Annotated in this window: 18 protein-coding genes; 13 read left to right on the forward strand and 5 right to left on the reverse strand. The window is 48.6% G+C overall.

The genetic code is table 11. The annotated features are described in order from the left end of the window. Positions 1–37 precede the first annotated feature (37 nt). The 11 genes from gspD (at position 38) to Q1A70_RS03580 (ending at position 10,705) form a co-directional block, all read left to right on the forward strand. Positions 38–2,059: a type II secretion system secretin GspD gene (gene gspD / locus Q1A70_RS03530; RefSeq protein WP_299687050.1), complete on the forward strand. Its 2,022-nt coding sequence runs from the start codon at positions 38–40 to the stop codon at positions 2,057–2,059. After that, complete coding sequence (gene gspE / locus Q1A70_RS03535) at positions 2,059–3,561, forward strand: type II secretion system ATPase GspE (RefSeq protein ID WP_299687048.1); 1,503 nt, start codon at positions 2,059–2,061, stop codon at positions 3,559–3,561. Before gspD ends, gspE begins: the two co-directional genes overlap by 1 nt. A 1-nt stretch (position 3,562) precedes the next feature. After that, entirely contained in the window at positions 3,563–4,783 is a 1,221-nt protein-coding gene (gspF, locus tag Q1A70_RS03540; protein ID WP_299687046.1) for a type II secretion system inner membrane protein GspF, read from the forward strand. A gap of 147 nt (positions 4,784–4,930) precedes the next feature. Beyond that, positions 4,931–5,374 carry a type II secretion system major pseudopilin GspG gene (gspG, locus tag Q1A70_RS03545; protein ID WP_004741459.1) on the forward strand — a complete coding sequence of 148 codons (444 nt, stop codon included), beginning with the start codon at positions 4,931–4,933 and terminating at the stop codon, positions 5,372–5,374. A 68-nt stretch (positions 5,375–5,442) separates the two neighbouring features. Next, the gene (gspH, locus tag Q1A70_RS03550; RefSeq protein ID WP_299687043.1) at positions 5,443–6,036 is read left to right on the forward strand and encodes a type II secretion system minor pseudopilin GspH; all 594 of its coding nucleotides are present in this window, start codon (positions 5,443–5,445) and stop codon (positions 6,034–6,036) included. Next, a complete protein-coding gene (gspI, locus tag Q1A70_RS03555) occupies positions 6,023–6,397 on the forward strand; it encodes a type II secretion system minor pseudopilin GspI (RefSeq protein ID WP_299687041.1) in 375 nt (124 codons plus the stop codon). Before gspH ends, gspI begins: the two co-directional genes overlap by 14 nt. Continuing rightward, on the forward strand, positions 6,384–7,175 hold the full coding sequence (gspJ, locus tag Q1A70_RS03560) for a type II secretion system minor pseudopilin GspJ (protein WP_299687039.1): 792 nt from the start codon (positions 6,384–6,386) through the stop codon (positions 7,173–7,175). Before gspI ends, gspJ begins: the two co-directional genes overlap by 14 nt. Continuing rightward, entirely contained in the window at positions 7,168–8,217 is a 1,050-nt protein-coding gene (gene gspK / locus Q1A70_RS03565) for a type II secretion system minor pseudopilin GspK (RefSeq protein WP_299687037.1), read from the forward strand. The genes gspJ and gspK overlap by 8 nt, the downstream gene beginning before the upstream one ends. Continuing rightward, positions 8,186–9,415 carry a type II secretion system protein GspL gene (gspL, locus tag Q1A70_RS03570; RefSeq protein ID WP_299687035.1) on the forward strand — a complete coding sequence of 410 codons (1,230 nt, stop codon included), beginning with the start codon at positions 8,186–8,188 and terminating at the stop codon, positions 9,413–9,415. Before gspK ends, gspL begins: the two co-directional genes overlap by 32 nt. 20 nt (positions 9,416–9,435) lie before the next feature. Next, positions 9,436–9,924, forward strand: a complete 489-nt coding sequence (locus Q1A70_RS03575; protein ID WP_299687033.1) for a type II secretion system protein M — start codon at positions 9,436–9,438, stop codon at positions 9,922–9,924. A 1-nt stretch (position 9,925) separates the two neighbouring features. Beyond that, complete coding sequence (locus Q1A70_RS03580; RefSeq protein ID WP_299687031.1) at positions 9,926–10,705, forward strand: type II secretion system protein N; 780 nt, start codon at positions 9,926–9,928, stop codon at positions 10,703–10,705. A gap of 115 nt (positions 10,706–10,820) precedes the next feature. On the opposite strand, the gene cysQ is transcribed toward Q1A70_RS03580, so the two are convergent. From cysQ to Q1A70_RS03600, 4 genes are all read right to left on the reverse strand, one after another. Then, complete coding sequence (gene cysQ, locus Q1A70_RS03585) at positions 10,821–11,648, reverse strand: 3'(2'),5'-bisphosphate nucleotidase CysQ (RefSeq protein ID WP_299687029.1); 828 nt, start codon at positions 11,646–11,648, stop codon at positions 10,821–10,823. Positions 11,649–11,678: 30 nt separating this feature from the next. Beyond that, positions 11,679–12,230, reverse strand: coding sequence for an ADP compounds hydrolase NudE (gene nudE / locus Q1A70_RS03590; protein ID WP_299687027.1), 552 nt, complete (start codon positions 12,228–12,230; stop codon positions 11,679–11,681). Between the two features lie 346 nt (positions 12,231–12,576). After that, complete coding sequence (nfuA, locus tag Q1A70_RS03595; RefSeq protein WP_299687025.1) at positions 12,577–13,161, reverse strand: Fe-S biogenesis protein NfuA; 585 nt, start codon at positions 13,159–13,161, stop codon at positions 12,577–12,579. Between the two features lie 109 nt (positions 13,162–13,270). Next, positions 13,271–13,984 carry a ComF family protein gene (locus tag Q1A70_RS03600; RefSeq protein WP_299687023.1) on the reverse strand — a complete coding sequence of 238 codons (714 nt, stop codon included), beginning with the start codon at positions 13,982–13,984 and terminating at the stop codon, positions 13,271–13,273. A gap of 93 nt (positions 13,985–14,077) precedes the next feature. Here Q1A70_RS03600 and bioH point away from each other — a divergent pair, with 93 nt between their 5' ends. After that, on the forward strand, positions 14,078–14,854 hold the full coding sequence (bioH, locus tag Q1A70_RS03605) for a pimeloyl-ACP methyl ester esterase BioH (RefSeq protein WP_299687021.1): 777 nt from the start codon (positions 14,078–14,080) through the stop codon (positions 14,852–14,854). A 174-nt stretch (positions 14,855–15,028) separates the two neighbouring features. Then, positions 15,029–15,502, forward strand: coding sequence for an ATP-dependent Lon protease (locus Q1A70_RS03610; RefSeq protein WP_299687019.1), 474 nt, complete (start codon positions 15,029–15,031; stop codon positions 15,500–15,502). Between the two features lie 126 nt (positions 15,503–15,628). On the opposite strand, the gene Q1A70_RS03615 is transcribed toward Q1A70_RS03610, so the two are convergent. Beyond that, on the reverse strand, positions 15,629–17,959 hold the full coding sequence (locus Q1A70_RS03615) for a Tex family protein (protein ID WP_299687017.1): 2,331 nt from the start codon (positions 17,957–17,959) through the stop codon (positions 15,629–15,631). Positions 17,960–18,466: the final 507 nt, after the last annotated feature.

Genomic DNA, 18,466 nt, shown 5'->3' on the forward strand with positions numbered 1-18,466 from the left:
TTGCGTCTAACCAAGGACGAAAGTGTAGGAGAAGTACGTGAAGCATTGGTTTAAGAAAAGTGCATGGTTATTGGCAGGAAGCTTAATCGGCACACCTGCAGCCATCGCGAATGATTTTAGTGCCAGTTTTAAGGGCACGGATATTCAAGAGTTTATTAATATTGTTGGTCGTAATCTAGAAAAAACCATCATCGTTGACCCTTCGGTGCGCGGAAAAATCGATGTACGCAGTTATGACGTACTCAATGAGGAACAATATTATAGTTTCTTCTTAAACGTGTTAGAGGTCTACGGCTACGCGGTCGTTGAAATGGACTCAGGCGTTCTTAAGGTCATCAAATCGAAAGATTCGAAAACCTCGGCCATCCCGGTGGTGGGTGATCACGACTCTATTAACGGCGACAGTGTGGTAACACGGGTTGTGACGGTACGTAATGTCTCAGTTCGTGAACTCTCTCCTTTGTTGCGCCAGTTGAACGACAACGCGGGCGCGGGTAACGTTGTGCATTACGACCCTGCTAATATTATCCTGCTCACAGGTCGCGCTGCGGTGGTTAATCGCCTAGCGGAAATCATTCGACGCGTTGACCAAGCCGGTGATAAAGAGATTGAAGTCGTTGAACTCAAGAATGCTTCAGCGGCGGAGATGGCACGTATTGTTGATGCCTTGAACAATACCACAGATGCCAAGAATACACCGGCCTTCTTACAGCCTAAGCTGGTTGCTGATGAACGCACTAACGCGATTCTGATTTCAGGCGATCCTAAAGTTCGTCAGCGCTTAAAAAAACTTATCGAGCAACTTGATGGTGAGATGGTGAGCAAGGGCAACAATCAAGTTGTTTATCTGAAGTACGCAAAAGCGGAAGAGATGGTCGACGTACTAAAAGGCGTGTCTGATAATCTGCAATCGGAAAAGCAATCATCGACCCAGGGCAATGCATCACAACGCGATAAAGTGATGATCTCAGCGCACGCGGACACCAACGCTTTGGTGATTAGTGCTCAGCCGGACATTATGAACGCGTTGCAAGATGTGATCGCTCAACTGGATATTCGTCGAGCTCAAGTATTGATTGAAGCACTGATCGTCGAAATGGCTGAGGGTGATGGCGTTAATCTCGGCGTGCAGTGGGGTAACCTAGAAACAGGAGCCATGATTCAATACAGCAATACCGGCGCCTCAATTGGCGGTGTGATGGTCGGTCTAGAAAATGCTAAGGACACAACAACAACAGATTATACTTTCGACAGTAATGGCGATCCGGTTGCCATCGAAAGGACAACCCCAGGTGATTACTCCACCTTAGCTTCTGCGCTGTCAGGTGTGAATGGTGCAGCGATGAGCATAGCGATGGGCGATTGGACGGCGTTGATCAGTGCGGTTTCGACCGATTCCAACTCAAACATCCTATCTTCTCCAAGCATCACAGTGATGGACAATGGCAAGGCTTCATTCATTGTCGGTGAAGAAGTTCCGGTATTAACTGGCTCTACCGCAGGTTCAAGTAACGATAACCCATTCCAAACTGTTGATCGTAAAGAAGTCGGTATCAAGCTGAATGTAGTGCCACAAATCAACGAAGGTGACTCGGTTCAACTGGACATCGAACAAGAAGTGTCGAACGTATTAGGTGCAAACGGCGCGGTTGATGTGCGTTTTGCTAAGCGTCAATTGAATACATCAGTGATTGTTCAAGATGGACAAATGCTAGTGTTGGGTGGTCTGATTGATGAGCGCGCACTGGAAAGTGAGTCTAAGGTGCCTTTCTTGGGGGATATCCCAGTTCTTGGTCACCTGTTTAAATCAACCAGTACCCAAGTTGAGAAAAAGAACCTTATGGTCTTCATCAAGCCAACCATCATTCGCGATGGTATGACGGCAGATGGCATTACTCAACGTAAGTACAACTACATTCGAGCGGAGCAACTGTACAAGGCTGAGCAAGGCCTGAAACTGCTGGATGATGACAATATCCCGGTATTACCTAAGTTTGGCGACAGCACCAATCACCCTGCTGAAATCCAAGCCTTCATCGATCAAATGGAACAAGAATAATGGCTGAATTGGTCGGGGTGGCACGCACGTTTCAGCGCTTGCCGTTTAGCTTTGCGAATCGTTACAAGATGGTGCTGGAGTCGCTGCATCCAGAGCGTGCGCCGGTACTTTACTATGTGGAACCTCTGAAATCTGCGGCGATCATTGAAGTGAGCCGAGTTGTGAAGGGTGGTTTTGCGCCACAAGCGATCAGCGCCGATGAGTTTGATAAAAAACTGACCGATGCCTATCAGCGCGATTCATCCGAAGCGCGTCAGCTGATGGAAGACATCGGTGCAGACAACGACGACTTCTTCTCGCTGGCCGAAGAGCTGCCGCAAGACGAAGACCTGCTTGAGTCGGAAGACGATGCACCTATTATCAAGCTAATCAATGCGATGCTGGGTGAAGCGATCAAAGAAGGTGCGTCGGATATTCATATCGAAACCTTTGAAAAGTCATTGTCGATTCGCTTTCGAGTAGATGGTGTACTGCGAGATGTACTTGCGCCTAGCCGTAAGCTATCTCCGTTATTAGTCTCGCGCGTTAAAGTGATGGCTAAGCTTGATATAGCTGAAAAACGCGTGCCACAAGATGGTCGTATCTCGCTGCGTATTGGTGGCCGTGCGGTCGACGTGCGTGTTTCAACCATGCCTTCCTCACACGGTGAGCGGGTGGTAATGCGTTTGCTCGACAAAAATGCCACTCGCCTAGATTTACACAGCTTAGGTATGACGGCAGAGAACCATCAAAACTTCCGTAAGCTAATCCAGCGCCCTCACGGTATCATCTTGGTGACCGGTCCTACGGGGTCGGGTAAATCCACCACTTTGTACGCTGGCTTGCAGGAGCTCAACAGTAACGAGCGCAACATCCTGACCGTTGAAGATCCGATCGAATTTGATATCGATGGCATTGGCCAAACGCAAGTTAACCCTAAGGTGGATATGACCTTTGCTCGTGGTTTACGTGCCATTTTGCGTCAAGACCCTGACGTAGTGATGATTGGTGAGATCCGAGATTTAGAAACGGCAGAGATTGCGGTTCAAGCCTCTTTGACCGGTCACTTGGTGATGTCGACTCTGCACACCAATACTGCCATCGGCGCGATCACTCGTCTGCGTGATATGGGCATCGAGCCCTTCTTGATCTCTTCTTCCTTGCTCGGTGTGCTGGCGCAGCGTTTGGTGCGAACCTTATGTAAAGACTGTAAAGAGCCATATCAAGCCGACAAAGAGCAGAAGAAGCTGTTTAATTTGAACGAGCAAGAAAGCCTGACGCTTTACCATGCCAAAGGCTGTGAGCACTGCAATGGTAAGGGTTACCGAGGGCGTACCGGTATTCACGAATTGCTGATGATTGACGATTCAGTGCAAGAGCTTATCCACAGTGAAGCTGGCGAACAGGCGATTGAGAAAGTCATTCGTGGCACAACCCCAAGCATTCGAGATGATGGCTTGAGCAAAGTTCGGAAAGGGGTAACGACCTTAGAAGAAGTGATGCGCGTGACCAAGGAAGTCTAGTATGGCAGCATTTGAATACAAAGCGTTGGATGCGAAAGGGAAAAGCAAAAAGGGTTCGATTGAAGCGGATAACGCTCGTCAGGCTCGCCAGCGCTTAAAAGAGCAAGGCTTAATGCCGGTTGAGATGACCGAAGCCAAGGCCAAAACGACCAGGGGCGCACAGCCTTCGACCAGTTTTAAGCGTGGTATCAGTACCCCCGACCTTGCCTTGATTACTCGTCAAATATCGACGCTGGTTCAATCGGGCATGCCGCTAGAAGAGTGCTTGAAAGCGGTGGCTGAGCAGTCTGAAAAGCCTCGAATTCGCACCATGTTACTGGCGGTACGTTCTAAGGTGACCGAAGGTTACTCGCTGGCGGATAGCTTAGCGGATTACCCACATATTTTTGATGAACTGTTCAGAGCCATGGTCGCTGCGGGTGAGAAATCCGGTCACCTCGATGCCGTATTAGAGCGGTTGGCAGACTACGCTGAGAATCGCCAGAAGATGCGTTCTAAGTTAATGCAAGCGATGATCTATCCGGTGGTGCTGGTGGTGTTTGCGGTGACGATTGTTTCGTTCTTACTCGCCACCGTAGTGCCGAAGATCGTTGAACCTATTATTCAAATGGGTCAAGAACTGCCCCAATCGACCCAATTTTTATTGGCATCGAGTGAATTTATTCAGAATTGGGGTATCCAATTACTGTTGCTGTTTATAGGCGTCATCGTGCTGGTTAAGACGGCATTGAAAAAGCCGAACGTTCGTCTGAGTTGGGATCGTAAACTGTTGAGTATCCCGCTGATCGGCAAAATCGCCAAAGGGATCAATACCTCTCGTTTTGCGCGAACCCTTTCTATCTGTACTTCGAGCGCGATTCCGATCCTTGAAGGGATGAAAGTCGCGGTCGATGTCATGTCGAATCACCATGTTAAACAGCAAGTAACACAGGCATCAGATAGCGTTAGAGAAGGGGCGAGCCTACGTAAAGCGCTCGATCACACCAAGCTTTTCCCACCGATGATGCTGCATATGATCGCCAGTGGTGAGCAGAGTGGCCAGTTGGAGCAGATGCTCACTCGAGCAGCGGACAACCAAGACCAAAGCTTTGAGTCGACGGTCAATATTGCGTTAGGTATTTTTACCCCAGCATTGATCGCCTTGATGGCTGGTTTAGTGCTGTTTATTGTGATGGCAACGTTGATGCCAATGCTTGAAATGAACAATTTAATGAGTGGCTAACGTATTTTCCACAGTGGCTACCGTACTTTACAGTAGCTACCGTGCTTTACAGTAGCTACCGCATGGTACACAGTGGGTTAGTTTTTGGATTACCGAGAAGAAGGGCATCATTACCTTCAACTCGCAGTCTGTAATTTGGAGAAAATAATGAAAAATAAAATGAAGAAACAGTCAGGCTTTACTCTATTAGAAGTGATGGTGGTTGTGGTTATCCTAGGTGTTTTGGCAAGCTTTGTAGTACCTAACTTATTGGGCAACAAAGAGAAGGCTGACCAACAAAAAGCGATCACTGATATCGTAGCACTAGAGAACGCGCTCGATATGTACAAGCTCGATAACAGCGTTTACCCAACCACAGATCAAGGCCTTGATGCCTTAGTGTCTAAGCCAAGTAGCCCAGAGCCGCGTAACTACCGTGACGGCGGTTACATCAAGCGTCTGCCTAATGACCCATGGGGCAACGAGTACCAATATCTAAGCCCGGGCGACAACGGCACCATTGATATTTTCACTCTGGGTGCTGATGGTCAAGAAGGTGGTGAAGGTATTGCAGCCGACATCGGCAATTGGAACATGCAAGACTTTCAATAAGCTTCGGCTTACGTGATGATCGCTTGAACGTTATTGATGGTAGGACATAAGCAGATGGAGCCGATTCGGTGAAAAATCAGCAAACACAGCCAGGTTTCACCTTGATCGAAATCCTCTTGGTGTTGGTGCTACTGTCAGTAACGGCGGTTGCGGTGATCGCGACCATTCCTACCAACAGTAAAGACGTCGCCAAACAATACGCCCACAGCTTTTATCAGCGAGTTCAGTTACTCAATGAAGAGGCTATTTTGAGTGGTTTGGATTTTGGCGTTCGCATTGATGAAAAAACATCGACCTATGTGTTAATGGCACTTAAGTCAGAAGGTTGGCAGGAAGCCGAACTCGAAAAAATCCCCTCAGTCACTGAGCTGCCTGATGACCTCGCCTTGTCAGTGACTTTGGGTGGAGGAGTGTGGCAAGAGGACGATCGACTGTTCAAGCCTGGCAGCTTATTTGATGAAGATATGTTTGCGGATCTTGAAGAGGATAAAAAGCCGAAGCCACCGCAGGTCTATATTATGTCGAGTGCAGAAATGACGCCCTTTGTGCTCTCTTTTTATCCCAATATCGGTGACACCATACAAGATGGCTGGCGCATTCGAGTGCTCGATAACGGTGTGATTCGATTACTAGAACCGGGAGAAGAAGATGAAGAGGAATAACTGTTCTCCTTATCGTTCTCGTGGTATGACTCTGCTAGAGGTGTTGGTTGCGCTCGCGATTTTTGCTACCGCAGCGATCAGTGTGATTCGCGCAGTCACTCAACACATTAATACCCTCAGTTATCTAGAAGAGAAAACTTTTGCCGCGATGGTCGTCGACAACCAAATGGCTTTGGTGATGCTGCACCCCGAGAAACTAAAAAAAGCGCAGGGCACACAAGAGTTGGCCGGAAGAGAGTGGTTTTGGACCGTGACGCCTGTTGAGACCAGCAACGACCTATTAAAGGCTTTTGATGTGAGTGTGGCGACCAGTAAACAAACCTCTTCAGTGGTGACGGTGCGCAGCTATGTTGTTAATTAGATTTATGTTGTTAATTAGTTCCATGTTGTTAATTAAATTCACCTCGCTAGCTAAGAACCGAACGTTAACGAAGAGCAGATCGCTAACTGACCATCTATCATCAAAACATCTATCGTCAAAACAGCAGGGCTTCACCTTGATTGAGGTGTTGGTCTCTATCGCGATTTTTTCCACGTTAAGCATGGCTGCCTACCAAGTGGTGAATCAGGTTCAGCGTAGCAATGAGCTTTCTATTGAGCGCAGCGCGCGTTTGAATCAACTGCAACGTAGCTTGGTCATTTTAGATAATGACTTTCGCCAGATGGCGGTACGACAATTTCGTACCAATGGTGAAGATGCATCATCTAAGCTGATCTTCAAGGGGGAGTATTTGTTGGACTCCGATAGTGTCGGCATCCTGTTTACTCGCCTTGGTTGGCATAACCCACAACAGCAGTTTCCTCGAGGTGAGGTGACGAAAGTCGGTTACCGCATTAAGGATCAGACGCTTGAACGAGTTTGGTGGCGCTATCCTGATACTCCGAGCGGGCAGGATGGGGTGATCTCGCCGTTGCTTGATGACGTTGAAAGTTGGGGAGTTGAGTTTTATGACGGAACTCGCTGGGGCGAGGGCTGGCAAACTGATAAGTCGCTGCCTAAAGCGGTCAGACTCAAGTTGACCTTGACAGACTACGGTGAGATAGAGCGTATTTATCTCACGCCAAGTGGCACCTTAGAGCAAACTGGAAATTCGTCAAGTGATGGCGCTTTAGGTGGTAATGAGGCGAATAATGGCTGATCGAATCAATAAGCGAACGGCACCTCGAGTCGAGGTGGGACGCAAACAGCGCGGGGTAGCGCTGATCATTATTTTGATGTTGCTGGCGATCATGGCAACCATCGCAGGCAGCATGTTTGAGCGTCTGTTTACCCAATTTAAACGGGTGGGTAATCAATTGAATTACCAACAAGCTTACTGGTATAGCATCGGTGTGGAAGCACTGGTACAAGACGGTATCAGGCAAAGCTATAAAGACAGCGATACCGTTAACTTAAGCCAGCCATGGGCGTTAGAGGAGCAGGTCTTCCCATTGGACTATGGTCAGGTTTCCGGTCGAATTGTCGATGCGCAGGCCTGTTTTAATCTTAATGCTTTAGCAGGGGTGGCGGTAGACTCTGGCAGCCAAACGCCTTATTTAGTCTCGGTGTGGCAAACCTTGTTAGAAAACCAAGACGTGGACTCGTATCAGGCCGAGGTGATCGCCAATTCCAGCTGGGAGTTTGTCGATTCCGATAGTCGAACCACCTCTTCAGTCGGTGTTGAAGACAGCACGTATGAGGCGATGAAGCCTGCATACCTGACGGCAAATGGCTTGATAGCCGATGAATCCGAGCTGCGAGCTGTGTATCAGGTGACGGGTGAAGTGATGAACAAGGTTCGCCCTTTTGTTTGTGCACTACCCAGCGATGATTTCCGCTTGAATGTGAATACACTCTCGGAGCTGCAAGCGCCGTTATTGGAAGCGATGTTTGCTCCGGACTTGAGTGAATCGGATGCACAGCAACTGATTAACCAGCGCCCTTTTGATGGCTGGGAAAGCGTGGATACATTTATGGCTGAGTCGGCTATTGCTGGCGTGAATCCAGAAGTCAGTAACAAAGCCAAAGCATATTTAACTGTAGATAGCGCCTATTTTGAGCTAGATGCAGAGGTCTTAGTTGAGCAGTCTCGTGTACGCATACGAACGCTTTTCTATAGTAGTAATCGAGAAACCGTGACGGTAGTACGCCGTCGTTTTGGAGGGATCAGTGAGCGAGTTTCTGACCGTTCGACTGAGTAGCGAACCACAAGGCCGAGTGCCGTGGTTAGTTTGGTCGACAAGCCAGCAAGAAGTAATAGCCAGTGGTGAGTTGTCGAGTTGGGAGCAGCTTGAAGAGCTAGCCCCTTACTCTGAACAGCGCACGTGTATTGCTTTATTACCGGGAAATGAGTGCTTAATTAAGCGTGTTGAGATCCCGCAAGGTGCCGCTCGACAGTTCGATTCTATGCTGCCGTTTTTATTAGAAGACGAAGTCGCACAAGAGGTTGAAGACTTACACCTGACCATTTTAGATAAAGATGCCACCCACGCGACAGTGTGTGGGGTTGATCGTGCCTGGCTCCAACACGCTTTAGACCAGTTTCGCGAAGCGAATATTATCTTCCGCAAGGTACTGCCTGATACACTGGCGCTCCCCTTAGAACAAGAGGGGATCAGTGCATTGCAGATAGAGCAGCATTGGTTGCTGCGCCAAGGCAACTATCAAGCCGCGTCGATCAGCGAAGCGTGGCTGGCGATGTTTTTACAAAGCGATTGGCTTGTGACGGATGAGCAGCAGCCATCGCCAACCATTTTCAGCTATACCCCGCTGCCGAGTGACGATGTTCAGCAGCAAAGTGGTATCGAGTGGCAAGCAAAACCAGCCGAATTGGTGATGGCTTTGTTGAGCCAACAAGCGATCACTAGTAGCGTAAATTTACTGACGGGCACTTTTAAAACCAAATCTTCATTCAGTAAATATTGGCGGGTATGGCAGAAAGTGGCGATTGCGGCGTGCTTGTTGGTGGCGGTGATCGTCACTCAACAAGTGCTCAAGGTTCAGCAATACGAGGCACAAGCACAAGCTTATCGCGCGGAGAGTGAGCGCATCTTTAGGGCAGTACTGCCTGATAAGCAGCGAATTCCAACGGTCAGTTACCTGAAGCGTCAGATGAACGATGAAGCTAAGAAGTATGGCGGCTCCGGCGATGGTGACTCTTTATTGGGTTGGTTAGCATTGCTGCCGGAAACCTTAGGCCAAGTGAAGTCGATTGAAGTGGAAAGTATCCGCTACGATGGCAACCGCTCTGAGGTTCGACTGCAAGCTAAGAGCTCGGATTTTCAGCACTTTGAGACTGCGAGAGTCAAGCTTGAAGAGCAATTTTCCGTTGAGCAAGGGCCATTAAATCGCAACGGTGAAACCGTATTTGGCAGTTTTACTCTTAAACCCCGTCAGTAACCTGCGCAAGGAGATCAGTGATGAGAAATGTGATTGAACCACTCCAAGCGTGGTGGACTTCAATAAGCCAACGCGAGCAACGCTTAGTGATTGGTTGCTCGACTTTATTGGTGGTAGGCGTGATTTATTGGGGGCTATTGCAGCCACTCAGTCAACGCGCTGAGCTGGCGCAAAACCACATTCAAAGCGAGAAGCAACTGCTGGCTTGGGTTTCCAATAAAGCCAATGAAGTGGTTGAGCTCAGAGGCAGTGGTGGTATTAGTACGAGCCAACCGTTGAACCAATCCGTACCTACTTCTATGCGTCGTTTTGAGATTGAGTTGATTCGGGTACAACCGCGCGGCGAGATGCTGCAAGTCTGGGTAAAACCTGTGCCCTTTAATCAGTTTGTTGATTGGCTGGTGTATCTGAAAGAAAAGCAGGGAGTAGAGGTCGAGTTTATGGATATTGATCGCTCCGATAACCCTGGGGTTGTTGACGTCAAGCGACTACAGTTTAAACGAGGTTAATGTGAAGCGCGGTTTATCTTTTAAATATGGCCTACTATTTAGTGGTGTCTTTATTGTCTTTTTCTCCGTCAGCTTATTGCTGCACGTGCCGGCTTCTTTTGCGCTCAAGCATGCACCGACGCTGCGCGGATTAGCGATTGAGGGCGTTGAGGGAACGATTTGGCAAGGCCGAGCCAATAAAATTGCATGGCAGCGGATCAATTACGGCTCCGTGCAGTGGGACTTCCAGTTTTCCAAACTGCTGCAAGCCAAAGCAGAGCTCGCGGTTCGCTTTGGTCGTAACAGTGACATGAGTCTATCTGGCAAAGGGCGCGTTGGCTATAGCATGAGTGGTGCTTATGCGGAAAACCTCGTGGCATCAATGCCAGCGAGCAGCGTGATGAAGTATGCGCCCGCTATCCCGGTGCCAGTGTCTATTGCCGGGCAGGTCGAACTGACGATCAAACACGCGGTTCACGCTCAACCTTGGTGCCTATCGGGTGACGGTACAGTGGCTTGGTCTGGTGCCGCTGTTGACTCGCCAGTAGGCTCGTTAGATTTAGGACCTGTGATTGCGGATATAAGCTGTGAAGACAGCACTATTGCAGTGAAAGGTACTCAGAGCAGCGATCAAGTTGAGAGTGAGTTCTCGGCGAGCGTCACACCAAACCAAAGCTACACGGCTGCGGCATGGTTTAAGCCGGGGGCTGAGTTCCCATCGGCGATGCAGAGTCAGCTCAAGTGGCTGGGTAATCCAGATAGCCAAGGTAAGTACCCGTTCAACTACCAAGGCTCTTTTTAACCGAATATCAGCGGTTATCAAATCGGGCTATTGAATGGCGAGATATAACAACGGGCACCTCAGTGAGGTGCCCGTTTTGTTTGAAGAGCCTGTTTTGTTTGAAGCCCCTATCGCCCTAGTCTTTGCCCTGTAAGATCTCTGTCCACGGTAAATCAGCGTCACCGAGCACAATGAAGTTCGGATTCTCAAATGTCTCTCTTTCATTGTACGAAAGCGGTTCTAGTTGAGTGCTTAAGATGCGCCCGCCCGCTTCTTCAACAATGCACTGGGTCGCAGCCGTATCCCACTCGCCGGTTGGCCCAAGACGCAGGTAACAGTCGACAGCGCCTTCTGCTACTAAGCAGGCCTTCAGCGCTGCAGAGCCAAGCGGGACTAAGTCATAGTTCCACGCTGAACTCATACGGCTAGTGATACGGTTGATGTCTTGGCGACGGCTGATCGCTATCGCGAGCGATTGGTTTGGCAACTCATGACGATGTGTTTTTATTTTTACGCTGTCATTGAGATCTGGAATTTTCCATGCTCCTTTGCCATGGTAAGCGTAATAGCTGACACCGGAAACCGGTGCGTACACCACGCCCATTACGGGCTTGTTATGCTCAATTAGGGCGATAACGGTGGCGAAATCCCCGCTTCTTGCAATGAATTCCTGGGTACCATCGAGTGGGTCGACCAGCCAATAGCGATCCCATTGAGCTCGTTCATCTAAGCTGATGTCGGCTTCTTCTTCTGATAACACCGGAATATCTGGGGTCAGCGCACTGAGTTTTTTCGAGATCAGCTTATGTGCCGCAAGGTCGGCACTGGTGACTGGCGTATCGTCACTTTTGGTGAACTCTTCGTAATCTTTTTTCTCATAGATCTCTAAGATGAGCTGGCCTGCAGAGCGAGCAATCTCAATCACAGAGGGTAGGAGGTGAGATAGGTCTTTTGTTGTTGGCATAAATATCCTCTTACTCTTAGAGTGCGCCTTCTAGTGACTGTTTAATACACGAAGGCTTAATAGTAGGGCCGTAATACTGCGAGCCTCACAGAAGTCGAGGTGCGTTAACAACTCCTCTGCTTGAGCCAGAGGCCAGCGGACAATATCAAGTGGCTCAGGCTCATCACCTTCTAGTTTCTCTGGGTAGAGCTCTTGTGCGATAAACAGCGTCATCTTGCTAGAAAAGTAAGAGGGAGCAAGGATCACTTCCTTTAGTGGAGTGAGTTTGTTGGCCCCAAAGCCAATCTCTTCTTTAAGCTCGCGAACGGCCGCTTCATCTGGTTGCTCACCTAAATCAATCAGCCCCTTCGGAAAACCAAGCTCATAGCGTTCCGTGCCCGCTGCGTATTCACGCACCAGTAGAATATCGCCTTGCTCAGTAATAGGAACCATCATCACTGCGTTGCGACCGCTAGGCTTCATGCGTTCATAAGTACGCTGCTCACCATTGGAAAATCGTAAATCGAGAGACTCAATAGAGAAGAGTTTTGATTGAGCGACAGTTTGCTGAGCCAAAATCTCAGGCTTGGTTCTTTTTGTCATTGCGATCGCTCCTTAGCTCATTGAAATGCTTCTTACAAAGTCACTCTAATATAGGGGAAATGCCGCTGGGTTCCTAGCGCCGAGTTTTCATATCCTTGAATTATTGATTCAGGAGCCGATGGTGATCACTTGAATACCTCGATCATAAGATATTGAAGCGATGATTTTGCTAGGCGGCTTTTGAAAAACAACGGCTTCAGAAGAGGGTATTAGAGCGTGTCTGCTTAGCTCTAAAACAAAAAAGGTTGATGCTTGCGCATCAACCTTTATTTCAATGACCACGGATTCAGTGGTTCGAACTTTTACTCACACTAATCAAGTAAGTATTAAGTCACTCAGTGAGTCATTAGTAGTAAGAGTGCTCACCACGATCGTGCTCAGTCGCATCACGAACCGCAGTCAGTTCACCTTCAAATTGTTGAAGAAGCTCTTTCTCGATGCCTTCTTTTAGCGTGACATCAACCATAGAGCAACCGTTACAGCCGCCACCGAATGCCACGATAGCTGCGCCGTCTTCCGTAATTTCTACCAAGCTAACGTGACCACCGTGACCGGCAAGTTGTGGGTTTACTTGGGTTTGGATTGCGTACTCAACACGCTCAACCAGCGGTGCGTCATCCGATACTTTACGCATCTTCGCATTAGGGGCTTTAAGCGTAAGCTGAGAGCCCATTTTATCGGTAACGAAGTCGATTTCAGCTTCATCAAGGAAAGGTAGGCTTAGCTCATCTACGTATGCAGAGAAAGCTTCGAACTTAAGCTCTGTGTCAGATGCTTCAATCGCATCTGTTGGGCAGTAAGAAACACCACACTCAGCGTTTTGTGTACCTGGATTGACCACGAACACACGAATGTTTGTACCTTCAGGCTGCTGTGACAGCAGATTGGCAAAATGGGTTTGAGCGGTTTCTGTAATAGTAATATTTGACACGACGAATACCTGAGTGAATTTGTAGGCTATTAGCGCCATTCTACCCCTGTCCGATTTGTAATTCAGCCCTTTTTTGTTGGATTGCTGAACAACTCTCGGTTGAGCCTTATTATCCTGTTGGCTCAGGAGTACGGCAGATACAGTAAATATCAATCCTTCTTACGCCTAATTCAAGCAGTAGTTGACATAATTGATACACGGTACTGCCAGTGGTCACAACATCATCAATGATCGCGATGTGAGAGGGGAGCTTTCTTAGGGCGACTTGTTTTCGCAGCCTGAAAGCGCCTTTAAGATTGTTTAGCCTTGCAGATTTCGCTAGCCCTTGCTGTGACGTAGTTGAGCGAATTCGTCGAAATAGCACCTTATTTTCAACGCCAAGCTGTTGAGCGGTGTAATCGGCGAGCAGCTGACTTTGATTGAAGCTTCGCTGCAGGTATCGACGCCAATGCAGCGGTACACTGGTGATCAGCGGAGCAGGCTGCTCGATCCGCGATGCCAATAACTTTGACAGATCGCGAGCAAACCAGAACTTATCCGCGTACTTCATTTGCTGAATATACCGATCGGTTGGAAAGGTGTAATCGCCAACACAGTAGAGTCGATGCCATGGTGGCGACTTTGATAAGCACTCACCACACTGCTCAACGGTGGTGACGGTTTTTAAGCCACATCGTTGGCAGCGAGGTACTGGCTCAAAGAGTTCGAGACAAGCATTGCACCATCGAGGATGTGTATCGCTAGCACATTTATCTAGCTTACACAGGTGGCATTGCGGGGTAACAAGACGTGGTGTGTGTTTTTGTAGCCAATCAGATAACATAGCTTGCGATGCTTTTGGGTTATGGTGTTCCTTTTGCTCACCATACTGAAAAGCACGGATTATCGCTGATGGAAAAAGTAGGGAATATTGAGAATGAGTAACGCGTTATATTGGCATGTTTCTGGGCAAGGGCCTGATTTAGTACTGGTTCACGGCTGGGGAATGAACGGTGCAGTCTGGCAACAAACCGTTGATGCATTACAAGCTGATTTCCGGGTGCATGTGGTTGATTTGCCAGGTTATGGACACAGCGCGCATTGCCATGCTCAAGATCTTGAAGAGATCGCACAGCAACTGTTGGCTGAAGCGCCCACGCAAGCGATTTGGGTCGGTTGGTCACTCGGTGGTCTGGTTGCAACGCACATGGCTCTCCATCATGCCGATTACGTGAGCAAGTTAGTCACGGTCGCCAGCTCTCCTAAATTCGCCGCCGCAAAAGAGCCCGTGTTATGGCGAGGTATTCAACCCAAGGTATTAACCACCTTCACTGAACAGTTGGTTGACGATTTTCAAACCACCATCGAACGCTTTATGGCGTTGCAAGCCATGGGCAGCCCGTCAGCAAGGCAAGATGTCAAACAGCTCAAGCAAGCGGTGCTTTCACGCCCGTTGCCGAATCCCGATTCATTATTGGCTGGTTTAAAGATGCTGTCGGATGTCGACCTTCGTCAACAATTACCGCAGATCTCTGTGCCTATGCTGCGTTTATACGGTCGATTAGATGGCCTAGTGCCCGTTAAAGTCGCCAATGATCTCGCTGATGCCCTGCCTGATACCGAGCAATACATCTTTACTCAGTCTTCACACGCACCCTTCATGACCGAAGCCGATGCCTTTTGTAGCGAGCTTGTCAGCTTTGCCCAAAAATAATCGCTAAATTAATACGCGACTTGGTCGATATATGTTCTAACCAAGGTGCGGCATGATACTCAGACCTAACTCTCTCCTGAGCTGATTGCAGTAAGTTGGGCTATGCCTGTTGTGCTGACTCACAGTACAACAGCGTTATAGCAATAACGATGGGCGATTCTTGAGGAGTTCGCGATGATTGTGTCACCTGCAACTGCAGTGAGTGTGCCACTAATTGCCCCATCTGTTAATGTGCAAACAGAGCAAGTTGCGCGTGATAATAGAGTTCGAGAACCGGTCGCTCCCGCAGTGGCATTGGCGAAAACCAATGCAGAGCGAAAGGTGAAATCGGACGATAAACGAAGGCAGCAGTCGGCTTGGGATCCTTCAGACCATCCTGGTTATGAACTGGAGAACGAGTCAGAGGCCAATTCGATTAGCCAAGAAGAGCCTCAAGATGCGTTTGATAGGTTATTCAGCTTGTTGGCACTGAGAACCTACAGTGCCGATCAAGGAAAAGGCTATACCATGCGTTTTCGTCTGCCAAAGCACGTTTTAGATGCGGCGATCCGAGAGGGACAGATGGAGAAACGACGTAAGGTCATAAAATACCATTATGGTCATGCTGTTGCGCCTCATGCTTCATCAGAAGTGCTAGTAGTGCTATGAATCGCAGATTCATGATTCAACGAAACTTCGATGTCTTTTTTGAACACATAATAAAAAAACCTGCATACCCTAAGGGATGCAGGTTTTCTGTTTTAAGCTAATCCGTTTTTTAGATGAATTTATGGATTACTTTTTCGCTTTAGCAAAAGCAGCAGCGAATGCACCACCCATCGCCGCGTTTTGTTGCGGTTCTTCACGACGGCGTTGTCCACCTTGTGAGTTTTGGCTCGGGCGATTTTGCGTACGCGGTGTACTTGAGCGTTGCGCGCGGTTGTCTTGCCCCGGCTCGTCCTTCATACGCATGCTCAGTGCAATACGCTTACGCTGAACATCTACTTCCATCACCTTCACTTTCACAATGTCACCCGCTTTAACCACCTCACGTGGGTCAGAGACAAAGCGATCGGTCAGTGCTGAAATATGCACTAAGCCATCTTGGTGAACACCAATATCAACGAAGGCACCAAAATTCGCCACGTTCGATACCACACCTTCTAAGATCATCCCCGGTTCTAGATCTGAAACACTGTTAACACCATCGGCGAAGGTGGCAGTCTTGAACTCAGGGCGAGGGTCACGTCCCGGTTTATCCAGTTCCTTGATGATGTCAGTGACCGTTGGTACACCAAAGTTTTCATTGGTGTAATCAATCGCGTGCAAACCACGTAAGAAGTCGGTGTTACCTACCAAAGACTTGATGTCTTTTTGGTTTTTTTCAGCGATGGTTTTCACCACAGGGTAAGCTTCTGGGTGAACTGATGATGCATCCAGCGGATTCTTACCGTCCATGATACGCAGGAAACCCGCACACTGTTCAAAGGCTTTTGGCCCCAAGCGAGCGACTTTTTTAAGCGTAGTACGCGCTTCGAAGCGACCATTCTCATCACGGAAGTCCACGATGTTTTGCGCGATGGTGCTAGACAGGCCAGCAACGCGAGTCAGCAGCGCAGCCGAAGCGGTATTCACATCAACACCCACCGCGTTTACACAGTCTTCGACAATCGCATCTAGGCGCTTAGCGAGCATCGTTTGGCTCACATCGTGTTGGTATTGGCCGACACCGATCGATTTAGGGTCAATCTTCACCAGCTCTGCCAGTGGATCTTGCAGACGACGCGCAATCGACACCGCACCACGAATCGATACATCCATGTTTGGGAACTCTTTTGCTGCTAGTTCAGACGCCGAATACACCGATGCACCCGCTTCGCTAACAATGATCTTTTGCGCTTTGAGGTTGCCGCGCTTAATCACATCAGCGACAAAACTGTCGGTTTCGCGTGAAGCTGTGCCGTTACCAATCGCAATCAAATCCACATTGAATTGACGAACCATCTGCTCAACCACGTGTGCCGATTTGTCGTATTGCTTTTGCGGCGGGTGCGGGTAAATGGTTTCGGTTGCTAGAACCTTACCCGTTGAATCCACAACCGCGATTTTCGAACCGGTACGTAAGCCCGGATCTAAGCCTAATGTTGCTCGAGGGCCAGCAGGTGCAGCCATTAGCAGGTCTTTAAGGTTGGTTGCGAATACTTCAATCGCTTCGACCTCGGCACGCTCTTTCATCGCGCCCATCAGCTCGGTTTCCATGTGCATAGAAACCTTGATGCGCCATGCCCAGCTGATCACTTGCTTACGCCATGCATCTGCAGGTGCATGGCTTAGGGTAATACCGTAATGATCAGAGATGATGTTCTCGCAGTAAGAACCACGCACACCTTCCTCTTGTTCTGGATCGGCATTCATCGCCAGTGTTAGGAAGCCTTCATTTCGGCCACGCAGCATGGCAAGTGCACGGTGAGACGGCACTTTGCTGAGTGTTTCGTTGTGCTCGAAGTAGTCTTTGAACTTCTCGCCTTCTTGCTCTTTACCTGCCACTACACGAGCGACGAGCTCTGAGTTACGTGTTAGGTGTTGGCGAATCTTTTCAAGCAGGTTAGCGTCTTCCGCAATGCGCTCCATGATGATCGCACGTGCGCCATCGAGTGCTGCTTTGGTATCGGCAATGCCTTTGTCGTTGCTAACAAAGTTGGCCGCTTCGGTTTCAGGATCGTGCTGTGGTTCAGTCCATAGCGTATCGGCTAGGGGTTCTAGGCCCGCTTCAATCGCGATCTGACCTTTGGTACGACGCTTTGGTTTGTATGGCAGGTATAGATCTTCTAGGCGCGTCTTACTGTCGGCTTGAGTGATATCCCGCTCTAACTCTGGCGTGAGCTTACCTTGATCTTGAATTGACTTAAGAATCGTTTGGCGACGACCGTCTAGCTCACGCAGGTAAGCAAGGCGACTATCAAGGTTACGCAGTTGGGTATCGTCTAAGCCGCCTGTGACCTCTTTACGGTAGCGGGCAATAAAGGGAACGGTGTTACCGTCATCAATTAGGTTTACTGCAGCGGTGACTTGTTCTGAACGAACATTCAGTTCTTCAGCGATCAGTCGACAGATAGCTTGGCTCATCCGATGAATCTCTTATTTAATATCGTGACAAATACATGGGGGTGAGTATGCACTTTTTCTAGGTAATTATCGCTTTAGGCGGCGAATTTCCATTTGTGATACGCACTTTGTAAGCGATCTCTCACAGCTGATGTGCGACTACGTCACTGTATATCGGTAAAATTGTCTTGGTTTTAAAGTTAAGTGTTTGATTTTAAACTGGTGGATGGTTTGGGTCGGGGATTTGCAGCCTGAAATATAATTTAAGACTGTCTAGGAAATTTGGCCAATTACCGTAATATTTAACGTGTCGACAGGGAGTTGGCAGGAACAGGAAAAAGCCTAATGGACTGGGTATCTTCAGGATGAAGATTTGATGACTTAGGATGAGTTGTCAGCAAGGAAGTAATAATCTCTGGATGAGATTCGCCCATCAGGATGATAGGCCAGAAAGGACACCGCTAGGATGGCGATGAACAACACGGAAATGGGTTAAAGGATTTAGCCACTATCAAGGAAAGATGCAGG

Source organism: uncultured Vibrio sp. (assembly GCF_947488985.1).
Classification (GTDB): domain Bacteria; phylum Pseudomonadota; class Gammaproteobacteria; order Enterobacterales; family Vibrionaceae; genus Vibrio.